The 15,603-nt window shown below is 32.4% G+C and carries 14 protein-coding genes; 1 reads left to right on the top strand and 13 read right to left on the bottom strand.

Going from position 1 to position 15,603, the window contains the following annotated elements:
* Positions 1-18 precede the first annotated feature (18 nt).
* Genes xylA through E0D87_RS02125 form a run of 5 tightly spaced genes read right to left on the bottom strand, consistent with a single transcriptional unit; the run spans position 19 to position 6,514 of the window.
* Positions 19-1,326, bottom strand: a complete 1,308-nt coding sequence (xylA, locus tag E0D87_RS02105; protein WP_130819184.1) for a xylose isomerase — start codon at positions 1,324-1,326, stop codon at positions 19-21.
* Between the two features lie 18 nt (positions 1,327-1,344).
* Complete coding sequence (locus E0D87_RS02110) at positions 1,345-2,415, bottom strand: sugar ABC transporter substrate-binding protein (protein ID WP_130819185.1); 1,071 nt, start codon at positions 2,413-2,415, stop codon at positions 1,345-1,347.
* A 13-nt stretch (positions 2,416-2,428) separates the two neighbouring features.
* A complete protein-coding gene (locus E0D87_RS02115; protein ID WP_004835383.1) occupies positions 2,429-3,391 on the bottom strand; it encodes an ABC transporter permease in 963 nt (320 codons plus the stop codon).
* Positions 3,378-4,898 (bottom strand): sugar ABC transporter ATP-binding protein, encoded by a 1,521-nt coding sequence (locus E0D87_RS02120; RefSeq protein WP_004835405.1) that lies wholly within the window; start codon positions 4,896-4,898, stop codon positions 3,378-3,380. The genes E0D87_RS02115 and E0D87_RS02120 overlap by 14 nt, the downstream gene beginning before the upstream one ends.
* 2 nt (positions 4,899-4,900) lie before the next feature.
* Positions 4,901-6,514 (bottom strand): glycoside hydrolase family 43 protein, encoded by a 1,614-nt coding sequence (locus E0D87_RS02125; protein ID WP_004835386.1) that lies wholly within the window; start codon positions 6,512-6,514, stop codon positions 4,901-4,903.
* Positions 6,515-6,648: 134 nt separating this feature from the next.
* Here E0D87_RS02125 and E0D87_RS02130 point away from each other — a divergent pair, with 134 nt between their 5' ends.
* Positions 6,649-7,761 carry an ROK family protein gene (locus E0D87_RS02130; protein WP_004835422.1) on the top strand — a complete coding sequence of 371 codons (1,113 nt, stop codon included), beginning with the start codon at positions 6,649-6,651 and terminating at the stop codon, positions 7,759-7,761.
* Positions 7,762-7,991: 230 nt separating this feature from the next.
* Here the strand turns inward: E0D87_RS02130 and E0D87_RS02135 are convergent, their stop codons facing one another.
* The 8 genes from E0D87_RS02135 to fsa form a co-directional block, all read right to left on the bottom strand.
* The gene (locus tag E0D87_RS02135; protein WP_004835397.1) at positions 7,992-8,411 is read right to left on the bottom strand and encodes a PTS sugar transporter subunit IIA; all 420 of its coding nucleotides are present in this window, start codon (positions 8,409-8,411) and stop codon (positions 7,992-7,994) included.
* A 13-nt stretch (positions 8,412-8,424) separates the two neighbouring features.
* Positions 8,425-9,243 carry a PTS system mannose/fructose/sorbose family transporter subunit IID gene (locus E0D87_RS02140; RefSeq protein WP_004835412.1) on the bottom strand — a complete coding sequence of 273 codons (819 nt, stop codon included), beginning with the start codon at positions 9,241-9,243 and terminating at the stop codon, positions 8,425-8,427.
* Positions 9,236-10,024, bottom strand: a complete 789-nt coding sequence (locus E0D87_RS02145; protein WP_004835369.1) for a PTS mannose/fructose/sorbose/N-acetylgalactosamine transporter subunit IIC — start codon at positions 10,022-10,024, stop codon at positions 9,236-9,238. Before E0D87_RS02145 ends, E0D87_RS02140 begins: the two co-directional genes overlap by 8 nt.
* 12 nt (positions 10,025-10,036) lie before the next feature.
* Positions 10,037-10,510 carry a PTS sugar transporter subunit IIB gene (locus E0D87_RS02150; RefSeq protein ID WP_004835402.1) on the bottom strand — a complete coding sequence of 158 codons (474 nt, stop codon included), beginning with the start codon at positions 10,508-10,510 and terminating at the stop codon, positions 10,037-10,039.
* A complete protein-coding gene (locus E0D87_RS02155) occupies positions 10,507-12,282 on the bottom strand; it encodes a glycoside hydrolase family 31 protein (RefSeq protein WP_130819186.1) in 1,776 nt (591 codons plus the stop codon). The genes E0D87_RS02150 and E0D87_RS02155 overlap by 4 nt, the downstream gene beginning before the upstream one ends.
* Positions 12,283-12,358: 76 nt before the next feature.
* Positions 12,359-12,559 (bottom strand): hypothetical protein, encoded by a 201-nt coding sequence (locus E0D87_RS02160; protein WP_130819187.1) that lies wholly within the window; start codon positions 12,557-12,559, stop codon positions 12,359-12,361.
* 1 nt (position 12,560) lies between these two features.
* A complete protein-coding gene (locus E0D87_RS02165; protein ID WP_130819188.1) occupies positions 12,561-14,630 on the bottom strand; it encodes a glycoside hydrolase family 31 protein in 2,070 nt (689 codons plus the stop codon).
* Positions 14,631-14,944: 314 nt separating this feature from the next.
* Positions 14,945-15,592, bottom strand: a complete 648-nt coding sequence (gene fsa, locus E0D87_RS02170) for a fructose-6-phosphate aldolase (protein WP_130819189.1) — start codon at positions 15,590-15,592, stop codon at positions 14,945-14,947.
* Between the last annotated feature and the right edge of the window lie 11 nt (positions 15,593-15,603).

The raw sequence follows: 15,603 nt of genomic DNA on the forward strand, positions 1-15,603 counted from the left end.
TTGCAGCAGCTTTATTAATTAAACTAAATAATCGTTTATTCTTGCTTTCAAATACTCTAAGTGAGAAGATTTATTTTCAATTTTATCATTCTTCAAAGCATATTCTGTCAAGGATTCTAGATCCATTTTTCCATCTACAATATCCTTGCCTAGGCCAGATTTATAGCTTTCATATTTCTTATCTAAGATTTCATCTATAAATCCATCTTCTTTCATTTTAGCTGCAGCCAATAGTCCTCTAGCGAATGTATCCATACCACTAATATGAGCTGTTAATAAATCTTCTTGATCGATTGAAGTTCTACGAACTTTTGCATCGAAGTTAATTCCGCCCTTGCCTAATCCATCGTTTTCTAAGATTTCATACATAGCAAGACTTGTATGGTATAAATCATATGGGAACTCATCTGTATCCCAACCTAGTTGTTCTTCGCTGTGGTTAGCATCTATAGAACCTAAGGCTCCTTCTGTTCTTGCAACTCTAAGTTCGTGTTCAAATGTATGACCTGCAAGAGTAGCGTGGTTTCCTTCTAGGTTTAGTTTAAATCTATCTTTAAGTCCATATTTGTTTATGAAAAATAGAGCTGTTGCTGCATCATAATCATATTGGTGTCTCATTGGTTCTCTTGGCTTAGGCTCAATTAAGAATTGTACCTTGTGACCAATTTTGTCTGAATAATCGCATGCCATATGGAAAAACTTAGCAAGATTTTCTTGTTCTAATTCATAATCTGTGTTGAAAAGCTCTTCATAACCTTCTCTACCACCCCAGAATACGTAGTTTTCTCCACCAAGTTTTTTAGAAATATCTAATCCTTTTTTAACTTGTGCAGCAGCGTAAGCATACACATCTGCATTATTTGTAGTAGCAGCACCATTTAGATATCTTGGATTTGTAAACATATTAGCAGTATTCCAAAGAAGTTTGATACCAGTTTCATCCATTTTTTCTTTGATTAAATCTGTAATTTCATCAAGATTTTGATAAAACTCTTCTAAAGAATCTCCTTCAGGAGCAATATCAACATCATGGAAGCAGAAATACTTAACATCTAAAAGTTGAAGTAGTTCAAAGAAAGCCTCTACCCTATTTTTTGCAGTTTCCATTGGATTTTCTCCATACCAATTTCTCTTTGCAGTTCCAACACCAAATGGATCAGCTCCTTCTTGGTCCATAGTATGCCAATAGGCAATTGCAAACTTTAGATGTTCCTTCATAGGTTTTCCAAGAACAATTTTGTCTTGGTCATAATAGTGATAAGCTAAAGGATTCTTAGAATCCGCCCCTTCGTATTTTACTTTTTCTATTCCTTCAAAATATTTCATAATATCTCCCTTTTTGTTTTATTCAGTAACTGTATCTGACATTTGTTTATCTTTTTCTTGACCATAAGCTTCAAGTTCATCAGCTTTTACGTAGTTTACATCAATTGGTACTGTTTTATCTATTTCTTCACCTTCAACTGATTTAACTAGATTTTCAATTACTTTAACACCTATTGTATAAGCATCTTGGTCAACTATGGCATTTATTCTTCCATCATTTATTCCTTGTAACCATGTAGGTGTCCAGTCAAAACCAAAGTGTAAGATTTCTCCTGCTTTATTTTGTGATGCAAGTGCTTCCATAACTCCAACGTCTGGGCCTTCTGATCCTAGTGAGAATACTAATTTTAAATCTGAATTAGCTACTATAGCAGATTCTAGTTGTCTCTTAGATTCAGCTGCTTGGTCTTTATCCATAATAGGCTCAATCCATTTAAAGCTAGATGCATCTGATCCCATTTCTTCTTCAAATCCTTCTTTAACGCCTTTCATCCTTAAAATCATTGTTGGTTGAGCATTATCTACGTTTACTATAGCAATAGAACCATCTTTGATTCCCTTTTCTTTCATTTCCTTGGCTGCTTCCATTCCTAGTCTTTTACCAGCTTCAACGTTATCTGTACCAACATAGGCTGTTCTATCTTCTGGATTTTCTAGGTCTGCATCAAATGTAATTACTGGAGTTCCTGAGTCCATAGCTTGTTTGATAGGATTTAGGAAAATATTAGCTTCCATTGGAGCTATAGCGATTCCTTTTGCACCATTTGTTAAAGCTTCATTTAAGAATCCAATGTGTTTTTCATTCTTTTGAGCTTCAGTTGGTGGAGATGTTTTTACTACGAGATTGTATCCTAATTTCTTAGCTGTATCTTCAGCTCCTTTTCTCATTGGTGACCAATACGCACCAGTATCTACTATAGGTATAAAGTAAAGTGTACCTTTTTCACCATCTTCTGTTGAAGTTTCTTGAGCTACCTCTTTATTAGAAGTGTCTGCTTCATTTTTAGCTTCTTTATCATTTCCTCCACAAGCTGTTAATAGCATAGCAGCTAAAAGTCCCATTGATAATTTTTTTAACATATTTTTCATAATTTTCTCCTATTTAATTATTAGCTTCTGATTTTTTTCTGAAATAGTCCACTATCATTGCAACTATAATTATTAATCCTGTTACTAATTGTTGCATAAATGCGTTAACACCTAATACTGCAAGTCCATTATTAAATATTTGTAATGTCAATATTCCTACTAGTGCACCTCCTATGCTTCCTACACCACCACTAAATTGTGTACCGCCTAAGATTGCTGCTGCCATTGCTAGTAAATCAAGTCCTTGTCCCTCATTAGGTCCTCCTACATTTAGGATTGACATCATAAGAATACCAGCTATAGCTGCCGCAACTCCTTCAAGAATAAATACTTTTATTGTATGTTGATTTACTCTTATTCCAGATAGTCTTGCTGCTTCTGAATTTGATCCTACTGCGTAACATTTTCTACCAAAGTCAGTATTGTTTAATATAAAAGCAAATACAATACTAAGTATTATAAAAATCAATGTGTTTGAATATATGATATTGCCAATTATATTTGTTTGTGAAATTTTAGAGAACCATTGAGGAACTCCAGTAACATAAATTCCATCAGTCAAATACATTACTAATCCTCTATAAGCATAGTTGGTACCAAGAGTTAAAATAAATGATGGTAACTTAAATTGGGTTATCAAGAATGCATTGATAAATCCCATTATAGCCCCCAATACTAAGGCTATTAGTATAACTAAAGCTGGATTTAATCCTTTTATCGCTAGATAAGCTGCAGCAGTACCACTTAGAGCTGCTATTGATGCTATTGATAAATCAACATGTCCTGTTATTAATATCATAGCATAAGCAATTGTAAGTATTCCCACAGATGGTATTTGCCTGAAAAAGTTACTAATATTTCCTTTAGATAAAAACATAGGTGTCTTTATGGAAAAGAATAGTAATAACAAGATCAAAACTAAATATACTGAATAGTTCAGCAATATTTTTTTAATATCTTTCTTATTTTCCTGCATCTATTAACTCCTTCTTATTTTTTTCTACAAGCATAGTAGCATATTTCATTATTTCTTCTTGGTCTGTATCAGATGTTTTAAGTTCACCAGTTGTAACACCTTCTGAAAAAACATAAATCCTATCTGTTATACTTAACAACTCTTGAATTTCTGAAGAAACAATTATAATAGTTTTTCCTTTTTTAGCCAAATCTTCAATTATTTCATATATTTCGCTCTTTGCACCTACATCTATTCCTTTAGTTGGTTCATCAAATAAGTAAATATCTCCATCTGTTGTAAGCCATTTAGAAACAACAACCTTCTGTTGATTTCCTCCAGATAATCTTCCTACAACTTGACTTGGTCCTGTAGTTTTAATCCTCAAGCTATCTATATATTTCTTAGTATTCGTAACCTGCTCTTTTTTATTAAGTATAAAAGAGTGGCTTTTTGCCATATTTACGTTTTCATCTATAGATAAATTTAAGGCTAATCCTTGTAACTTTCTATCTTCTGGTATCAAAGAAATTTTTCTTTTTACTGCTTCTGATGGTCTTTGAATATCCACTTTTTCACCGTCTATAAATATTTCTCCGCTACCTTTTTTATCAGCTCCAAAAAGTAATCTAATTGATTCCGTTCTTCCACTTCCTACAAGACCTGCAAAACCAACTACTTCACCTTCTCTTACTTTGAAGGATACATCTTTAACTTTTCCTTTTGTATCAGAAAGATTTTTTGCTTCAATATGAACTTTCCCTATATCAAATGTTGATTTGCTATATAACTGGTTAGCTGGTCGTCCAACCATCTTAAATATTAGATCATCTTCGGTGGAATCTTCCGTCTTGTCGGTTCCTATATAACTTCCATCTCTAAGAACTGTAATTCTGTCTGATATCTCAAATAGTTCATTCAATCTATGAGATATATAAATACTTGCTATCCCCTTATCCTTTAAAGCATTTATAACTACAAACAATACATCTATCTCATAATTAGTCAGGGCTGTTGTCGGCTCATCAAAAATTATTATTTTCGCATCAAGACTTAGAGCCTTAGCAATCTCAACCATTTGTTTTTGACCAGTAGTTAAATTTCCCACAAGATCAGTTGGCTTGAAATTTGCATCTAGTATATTAAGCCAATACTGAGTATCTTTATATAATTTTTTGTAATCAATAATTTTTAGCTTTTCATTTTTATAAGGAAGTCTATTCATATAAACATTTTCAGATACTGATAGAGATTCCGCTAAATTAAATTCTTGTTGGACAAAAGCAATTCCTAATTCTTTTGATAAAGCAGGACTCATATTATCCACTTTTTTATCTAGATAATAAATTGATCCCTCATCTTTACTGATGGCGCCTGTCAATATATTCATAAGTGTTGACTTCCCAGCACCATTTTCTCCAATAAGGGCGTGAATTTCTCCTTCATACAAATCAAAATTAACCTTGTTTAAAACTTTAACATTTCCATAGGATTTACTTATACCTTCCATACTTAATATTTTTTTCACATTCAATCCTCTTCCTCGTATTTAAAGTATTCAAACTTCGCTTCATTGTTGTAACCTGTGTAATCTATATTAACCATTCCAACAAAAGCTCCTGTGAAGAAACCACCGTAAGTTTGATTAACATAATCATCACTTAGGACCTTAGCATCTAATTTAATTCCTGTATCTATCCACTCATTTCCATCTAGTGAATATTGATAAGTATAAAACTGTGTATCGACTGTAGTCCTAAAGTAAATTTCCTTAGTATCATCTGGAACTTGTATAGTATTTTTAAGATAACACTCTAAGTTACCTCTATTAGTTTCTAGAACTTCTATACATTTACCTACCTCTTCGTCGTATGTTAACGCTATCATCGACCAATGAGTAGTATTATAATAGTTTGAAAGTCCTGCAAGCTGCTGATGACTATTTGGATCGTATATCATCTTAGTTTCAGCTTTGAACTTGAAATTTTGCCATCTTCTAGCAACTAGGGAATGTTCTTGATGATTAGACAAGGATCCTGATCCTTTTAATACTAATTTAGAATCTTCTATTTTACCTATTTGTTCAAAAGGAACTCTCACTGTATTGAAATTAATATCTAACTTATCGTCATCGAAATCATCAAATTGATTAATAAGCTCATCATTTTTATTGACAACATCTTTAAAAATTTTAGGAGAATCTACTTCTACACTTCCTTCTTTGCCACCTAAAATATGAGGCCATTCGTCATCATCCCAATAAACTTTTTGAATAGCTGTTTCTCTACCTAGAGTACACCAACCTCTTGGATCAATTGCAGATTCATAAGAGTGATGCCAAGGTCTTGCTGTTAAGTGAGCAAAATACCACTCATCACCATCTGTTTTTACTAAAGATCCATGACCACATTTTTGTAAATTATTATAAGGAGAATCAAAAGCTGTCATGAATATTTCTGGCTGACCTTCATAATCACCAAATATCTCTTTTGACCTTGAAACAGTCTCAGAGTGACTGTAGGTTGTTCCTCCTTCTGCACAGAATAAATAATAGTATCCAAACATCTTATATAAGTGAGGAGCTTCTGTAAGTTTTATATCAGTTCCCTTCCAAATTATTTTAGAATTATCTTTAATTAGTTTTTTACTCTTATGATCATATTCAGTACATCTAATTCCCATAAAAGGATGATTATAAGGTCTATGGTCCCACTGCATTTGAACTAAATATTTTTTTCCATCGTCATCATGGAACAAAGACGCATCAAATCCTATACCATTAAGAAAAATAGGATCTGACCAAGGACCTCTTATATCTTCTGCCGTAATTAGATAATTCTTAACATCCTTGAAACTACCATTTACTACTTGGACATTTGAATACACAAGCCAAAACTTACCGTCATAATATGATAAATCAGGCGCCCATATTCCTCCTGAATCTAGATTTCCCCTCATATCTAAAAGTTTTAAATCATCAATCGGGTGACTTACAAGTTCCCAATTAATCAAATTACTAGACTCATGAATTTGAACTCCAGGCATCCAATCAAATGTTGAAGTAGCTATGTAATACTTATCTTCTTTTTTTGTTATTGATGGATCTGGATTGAACCCTTTCAAAATAGGGTTTTTAATCTTCATTTTCCTTCTCCTTTTAGTTAATAAATTTCTTTACTAACTAAATAATATCATATATAATATTAATTGTAAAGTCTTTTTACAAATTTATTTTAAAAATAATTATAGTATGGTAATTTAATCAGATAGGAGTAATTATGAGAAATGAATATCAAGTTCTTGTTCTTAATGAACTTTTTAATACTAACAATAAGTCTAGGGTAGATCTTTCTAAGGATTTACATATTAATAAAACGTCTATTTCAACAAGCGTTTCAAGTTTAATTGATGAGGGGCTTCTAATGGAAGTTAGCGTTGGTGAAGCTTCTTCTCGTGGAGGTAGAAAGCCAATCAAGTTAATGTTAGACCATGAATTTGCTTATTTTATGGCTATTGATCTTTCTAAAAATTATATTTCTTTTTGCATCTGCAATATGGCTTTTGAGGTTAAAGAATATGGTTTTTATGAAGGAGAGGTAAATTCGGATAATGCTATAGACAAAATTACAAGTGTTATTAATGATAATGAAAAGTACTATACGGTTGATGGTGTGAACAAGCTTAAGGGTGTTACTATTGCCATTCATGGAATAGTTAACGATAATAATATTATCTTTACACCAAATTATGATCTAGATAATATAAATTTGCTTGAGATTTTAAATAAGAAAATTCCTAATATTGATTTTAATATAATTAACGAGTCTAATGCTGCTGCTCTGTGCGAGCATTATGTTAGCCAAGTTGATAATCTTATTACCATAAATGTAGGCAGTGGTCTGGGTGCTGGTATTATAATTGACGGACGTTTATATATTGGAAAGAGAGGCTATGGCGGAGAAATCGGACATATGATTATTGTGCCTAATGGAAGGAAGTGCCACTGCGGTAACAAGGGATGTTTCGAACAATATTGTTCTAGTACAGCGGATATTTCTTATTATAATGAGATAGCTGATGATAAGATAGAAAGCTCGGCTGAGCTTATAGAAAGATATAAGAATGGTGATTCCTACGCTGTAGATACTATCAAGAGAAATATTTATTATATGAGTATCGGTGTAAATAACATGATGAAGACAATTGATCCATCTTATGTATATATTAATAGTGATCTTGCCTATAATATTGACGAATACCTTCCTATGGTAAATGAAGAGGTTAAGTCAACTTTTGGTCAGGATGTTCCGATAGAAGTTTCAAAGTTTCACGATAAGTCAACTCTTATTGGCTGTGTTTATTATGGTATTGTAGATTTTTTTGAGAAGTGATTTTTAATGGAATTTAAACTATATTCTTAATTAACATTCCATTAAAATTCAATTCAGTCAATTTTTGTTGCACAACATAGAAATTTACACTTAATTGATCAATCTGTTTACAATTACTCAAATACAGAACTGAATACTAAGTTTAATTTTATTTTGTAATCTTTAGTGTTTTAATTTGAAAGCCCCACAATTCATTTTATTAATTATGGGGCCTTCATCAATATATTCTTTTATTCATCTTCATCATCAAGATTACTTGAGGCCATAGCGTCATTTACAAAAATCATCTGATTCTTAGATTCTTCTATAGCATTTCTTATATCTTCTTCATCAACTTCACCATTTTGTAATAGAAGGGTTATATTAAGCAACAAAGGAAGATTAACTCCTGTTATTAAGTAATAATTTTCTCTTCCAATTCTTTTGGCAAATTCTTGGTTAACTGATCCACCCATGATATCAGTGAAAGCAATCACTTGCTCACCTTCATCAATTTTATCAAATACACCCGATACTAAATCTCCTATTGATCTATCATCAACATAAGCTGTTATAGGTATTATTTCTATTGAATTTGGAAGAATGTATTCCAGTGTATCTTTTAGTCCTTTAGCTAACTTATGATGAGATGCTATAATAATTTTACTCATTGTAACCTCCTTATTAAGGTGCAACTGTTAATATTCCAAAATATGATGCTATTAAACATAATATCAAAAGTCCTATTATTATTTTTAGAAATCCTACTTTTTTCTTTTCCATTAACCAGTAAACTCCAATAACTAATAACACTGGTAAAAACGCTGGTAAAATAGCATCAAAGATTTGCTCTTGTAGGTTTAGTGTCACATCTCCAAATTTAAATTCGATTCCAGTATAAACTTTTATTGCTGTAGCTATAAGGCTTCCCACAACAGTTAGCCCCATTACTGATGCTGCATCAGTAAATACATTTAATTTTTCAGCCAGGTCTGTTACTAGCCTAATCCCTGATTTATAACCTATATCGTAAAATTTAAGTCTTAGGAAAACTAAAAGAACATTTAAGATTATCCAGATTATAGCCCCAAGTGGATTGCCTTCTAAGGCAAGATATCCTCCTATGGATCCCATAATTGTTGGGTATAAAACCCATAAGATAGAGTCACCCACACCAGCTAGTGGACCCATTAGAGAAGTTTTTATTGATCTAACTGCTTCTAGAGATTCTATACCCTCTTGTTCTTGCATGGCAATATCTGCACCTAGTATTAAAGGTATCACATATGGCGTTGTATTGAAGTACTCATACTCTACTTCCATCGCTTTTTTAAAATCTTCATCATCAGGATAAAGTTTTCTTAAAGTATCATGAATAGCCCAAGCATATCCTGTTCCTTGTAAGGTTCCATAGTTGATGTTATTTGATCCTATGAAAGAGCACTTTAAGGCTGCTTTTCTATGGTCTTTCTTGCTTAATATTTTGTTTTCTTGTTTATTCATCCCAATCATCTCCAAAATCTTCACTTTCTGTTTCCAAGGAAACTTCTGCCCTTCTTGAAATCAAGTTATTGTAGGTAAATAGTGCCATAGCAAATCCTAGTATAGATACGCCTAAAATCGGAAGTTTTAAGTAGGCTGCAAATACAAAACCTATAAGAAGTGCCCAAAAATATCTTTTTGTTGGCATATACCTTAATAGCATTACAACCCCAACTACTGGAAGCATTCCTCCGGCTATATTTAATCCATCTGTAACCCATTGTGGTATAACATTAACTACAGATTCTACAGCAGTCTGTCCCCAAAGGATTAAAATAATCATTGGTATAAATGCTTGCATTGCAACAAAAAATATAGATATTAGGTTTATCTTTTTAGAAGCATCAAATTTCCCTTCATTTAGGAATTGTTTGGATTTGTTTGTAACTAAAGAGTTTAATGTACGGGTAAATATATCTAAGTTTATAGCCAATATCCCTACAGATAGCCCAACAGTTATAGATGCACCAACATCGACTCCAGTTCTTGCTTTTAGATAAATAGCAACAACAGTTGCAAGAGCATAATCAGGAACTGATGATCCTCCAAGTGCTGCAACTCCTAAACTCATCAATTGGAAAGTACCTGCTATGTGTAGTGCAGTTTTTACATCTCCCATTATCAATCCAGCTAAAAGACCAACTGTAATTGGCCAGTGATTTATGATTGTTATTCCTCTATTATCTATCAAGGCCCACATAGGCAAGAGGATTATTAATATATTTTGTAGTATTTCACTCATAATAAGTTTCTCCTATACATATTTTGATAATTCTTCTTTAGGGTTTGAAGGAACATATTGAAAATATACTGGTATTCCCATTTCACTTATTTTCTTTAAGTCTTCTTTTTGTTTATTATTTAAGTTAACCTGATTTACAATATTTTCACTGTCATCTGACTTAAACACAATGCCTATATTTACTTCAGGAATTTTTACTCCACCCTCTATAAGTTTCAGAATAGTTGATGGTTCTTTTACAACCATTAGAACGTTATGGCTATCATATTTTCCTATACCAAAGTTCTTGATGGCTGTTTGAGTATCTATAATTGACATACCTGTTCCTGCAGGTTTGCTTAGCCTCATTACACTTTTTTGTACCTCATCTTTACTAGCTTCATCGTCTACAACCATTATTCTTTTCGCTTTTGTTGAGCTTGCATATTGAGTTACAACAATTCCATGAACTAACCTTTGATCAATTCTAACTAAAACTAAACTCATTTAATATCTCCTATTATTTTAAATTCTTCAATAAATTTATCGTAGTACTTACTATCTTTTTTAACATACACGGGAATCTTATATAAAGGGCAATCAACTTTGTTTAAACCCTTTTTTATATATGTTCCCTTATAAACATCAATCCAATTATTATCTGGAATATATACATCTATATTTCTTTGTTTATACTCAGTTACAGGACAAATAATCATATCTGATCCAAAGAAATATTGACTTCCCTCGCTATAACTATAATCGTCCTCCGGATATTCAAAAAATACGGGCCTAATCAGTGGAAATCCTTTTTTATTTGCTTGTAAAAATAAATCACTAATGTAATTTTGAAGACCCATCCTAATTTTTGTATACGAAGTCAAGATTTGTTCAGCTTCTCTTCCAAAAGAAAATATTTCATTCGATGATCCGCTTGTTCTTAAACCTCCCCCTTTATTTCCAATTTTAGGATAGTGGGGCTGCCTATCTCCATGCATTCTAAGTATTGGACTAAATACAGAAAACTGATACCATCTGATTAGAAGTTCTTTAAAGTAGTCGCTTTGACTATCCCCACTATGAAACCCACCTATATCACTTGTCCACCAGGATTGGCCACAAACTCCTACACTAATAGCAAATTGAATCTGCCTTCTCATAGAAGTGAACGAAGATTCTATATCACCCGACCACAACAAAGAAGAGTGTCTTTGACTTGATAAGAATGAAGATCGAATTAGTACAGGAAGATCGTTACTTACTCTATTTATCGCTTCTGCATAAAAGTATGGATATAGGTTAGCAAGCTTACTCATCCTAACTCCGCCTGATTTATAAGAAAAGTGATTGTAAATATCCATTTCGGGTTCCGCTTGGTCGGCCCAGAATAATTTTACTCCCTTAGATATATAGTTTTCTCTTAATTTTTTAGCCAAGAACTGTCTTGATTCTTCTTTTAGAAGGTCAATCATATACCTACTATTAAAGATTTTCCCTGAAGTATTTATCCCATCAATAAGTAGGTGATTCTTCTTTAAGTATCTATAATTTTCTGAGCCTTCTTCTATAGTTGGCCAAACTGAGACCATCAACTTAGTCCCATGTTTTTCCATTTTTTTAGAAAGTTTATTTATTCCTTTCCAGTATTCTAAATCAAACTTATAGTCTCCTTCCCTGGTCCAATGAAAATAATCAATAACCATGACTGATGGAGTTATCTCTCTTTCTAGGTATTGGTCATATACTTCTTCTAGTTCCTTAGTAGTTTGATACCTTAATTTACTTTGCCAAAGACCTAAAAGATCTGTATCCATTTGTGGAGGCTTTCCTAGAATACTTGTGAGTTTTACTATAAGTTCTTTTGGTGTATCTCCAACAAACACGATATAATCTATTATTTCTGAATCTGATGCTTCCCAAACCTTTTCATTAGACCCGAAAAAAGCTGATCCTACTGAAGGATTATTCCAAATAAAGCCGTAATTTTTATTAGAAATATAGGCTGGAATTACAGTTTGAGAATTCCTTTGCATTAGTTCAATATATTTATTATTTTTATTAAGGCTTTCTTCCTGGTAGCCTCCCATTCCATATATTTTTTCATCTGCGTCGCCTATAAATCTCAACCTTGATCTAACTATATCACCTGATATATCAGTAAACTCATAAGGATCTATAGCGAGTGATGAGCTCGGGAGATTTGGAATCTTTACATGATCATCTATGCCAACTGTCCTTCTTACATTGCTTTGTCTTAAAGATACTTCTTCTAAAATCACCTCATCTCTATTGTAAAAAACAAGTTTTCTCCCATCAAAATCTACTCTTAATTTTCCATTTATTAATGAAATTTTTTCATTTGTTTTTATTTTTTTTAAAATCTTCGTAGCTTTCACTTGATGGGCTTGGCCAATAGCTAGGAAGATCTAACTCTTCTTTTCTGCTTGCAATTACTCTAATAGAATCTTTTCCGACAGTTTTTAATCTAATATAATAATTATCCGTCTTATATACTAAAAACTTTTTATCCCTGGTATAGCTTTCTGAATCTATCATTTTAATTATCTGCCATAAATTCAAGTAGGTCTTTAAATTCGTTTTTAAACTCTTTTCTTACAAATACAGGAATTTTATCCAAAGGAACATCTACTTTGACAACCTGTCCACCCTTATATTCTTTTTGGTCAAATATATCTATCCATTCTGTTGAATTAGGTAGGTAAACTTCTTTTTCGGTTTCGTCTTTATGAATAATCGGAGCAACAAGAAGCTTTTCTCCAAACATATATATATTATCCACATCCCAGGCCTTCACATCTTCTGGGAACTCATAAAACAAAGGTCTCATTAGTGGATTGCCTGTTCTATGGGCATCTTCCATCAAATTATCTATATAGTCTATCAATAAGTCCCTTATTTTTATATATTTAGTGAAAATAACTTCATTTTCTTTACCATATGACCATATTTCATTAGGAGCTCCTGTAGGCATTCTTCCTCCACCTTCATCAGATAAAGGTTTGCTGTGAGGTAGCCTATCTCCATGCATTCTTAAAATCGGAGAAAATGTTGAATATTGGAACCATCTAATCATTAGTTGTCTAAAATCTTTATCTTCTGGATTTCCCCCATGAAACCCTCCAATATCAGTTGTCCACCAAGGAAGTCCAGCCATTCCAACATTAAGTCCAGTATTTACCTGATTTCTAAAAGCTTCAAAACTACAATCAATATCTCCTGACCAGGCTAAAGCACCATAACGCTGAGCTCCTGCCCAAGCTCCCCTTACGAGTGTTACAACTGGTTTGTTACTTTCACTTAGACCATCATATATCATTTTTAGATATCCTATTGGATATAAATTACCTACCTGTTGAACAGTTCCCTTGTGATATCTATAATTATCAAAATCATAAACAGCATATCCTGGCTCAGCAACATCAATCCAATAGTAGTCTATACCTTTTTCTTCGTAATTTTTCTTAAGGAGAGACCAAACATAATCAGTCGCTTCGGGATTTGTAGTATCTACAAATACAGTTGTCCCCTGAATTTGCATTGTTAATCTTACACCCCTATTTACATCTATAAGATAACCCTTTTCTAGGTACTCATCATAGTTTTCTGCATCTGTTTGTACTGTTGGCCATACAGATATTATTGGCTCTACTCCATAATCATCCTTAAGCTTTCTGATTAACTCTTCTGGATTAGGCCAAAACTTTTCATCAAACCTATATTCTCCTTGATTTGGCCAATGAAAGTAATCAATCGCTATAGTTGATAAGTTAATATCTCTCTTTTTATAACCTTCAACTACTTCAAGTACATCTTCTGGAGTCCTATATCTTAACTTGCTTTGCCATAGTCCTAAAAGATTTTTGGGCATTTTAGGAGCTCTGCCTGTTACAGATGTATATTTTTTCATAATATCTTTTGGATTATCACCTGCACAGATCCAATAGTCTATATAAAATGTAGAATACATTTTCCATTCAGTTAAGTTTTTTGCAAAATTTACAGTTCCTATACCTGGATTATTCCATAAAAAACCATAATTTAAGCTAGAAACATAAAAAGGAATTGATATTTGGGAATTTCTTTGAGCTAATTCTAGGCTTGTATACTTTAAATTAAGATATTCATGCTGATACTGACCCATTCCAAATATTTTCTCTGCATTATTCGATTCAAATCTTGTAGTAATCTCAAAATCTCCACCAACATTTGCTCTATATTGCCTTGATTTTAATTTTAAAGTCGAATTAAAATCACGAGTTACTTCAATATTTCCAACATCTTCAGATCCATCATCGTGTTTAACAGCTCTTAGTCTAATAAATTCTTTCAATAAAACTTCATCTTTATCATTATAGAAAGTTATTCTGTCTCTATGATCTAAAATAGCGTAGATTTTACCATTTGTTATTTTATAATCGCCATTACCTATATTTTCTAGTTTCACGCTTTCTGATGCGAAATTGTTTTCTAATAAGGCATAGGGCTCATCTCTAAATTTTCCATCAGGAAAAGATCTAACTCTTAGGCTATCCTTCGACCAAGCTTCTATAATTAGCAGCTCTTTGTCATATCTTTTCTCAATCCTGTTATCTTTAAGTTCTATCATTGCACCTCCTCATAGTCGCAAAGTTAGTAAATAAAAAACTTTACTAACTATAGCAAACAAAAATACACCTTCATTGCTATCTTCTACAAGTATATCTTATATTTTAAATAATTGCAACAATTTAGCACTTTAGTTTGAAAATATTAAAATTTAACGTGAATTTACAACGTCTTTTCAATTATTTTAAATTTTTTATTTTGTACAATTATAATAAATACATAGTTCTATCTTAATTATTTTTAATTATAATTTTAGATTGTTAACTATGTATTTATTATACCATTCAATAAGAATTTATTTAATTTTAATCTGTTTTATCTATTTTGGAAGGCATCCCAGTCTTTTTTGAAGGATTCTATGCCTGCTGTTGTTAGTGGGTGAGTCCATAGTTTTTCAAAGATTGAGCCTGGGATTGTTGCTATGTGGCTTCCTGCTAGGGCTGCTTGTTCTAGGTGGTTGATGTGTCTTATGCTTGCTGCTATTATTTCTGAGTCATAGCCGTAGATGTCTATTATTCTTCTTAGGTTTTCTATTAGTTTTTTTCCTGATTCTCCCATATCGTCTATTCTTCCCATGAATGGTGAGATGTAGGTTGCTCCTGCTTTCATTGCCATTATTCCTTGGGATACTGAAAAGATTAGGGTACAGTTGGTTTTTATGCCTTCTTTACTTAGGGTGTTTATTGCTTTTAGTCCATCTTCTGTCATTGGGATTTTTACTACTATGTTTTCTTTCCAAGCTGCAAGTTTCCTTGCTTCTTCTACCATTTCGTGATAGGTGTAACTTGTTACTTCTGCTGATACGGGACCATCTACTATACTTGCTATTTCTTTTACTACTGTTTCAAAGTCTTTGCCTTCTTTTTTTATTATGGATGGGTTGGTTGTTACTCCATCACAAAGTCCTAGGTCATTTATTCTTTTTATTTCATCTATGTTTGCTGTGTCTAAGAAAAATTTCATTTTTACTCCTT

The organism is Anaerococcus vaginimassiliensis (assembly GCF_900626155.1).
Taxonomy (GTDB): domain Bacteria; phylum Bacillota; class Clostridia; order Tissierellales; family Peptoniphilaceae; genus Anaerococcus; species Anaerococcus vaginimassiliensis.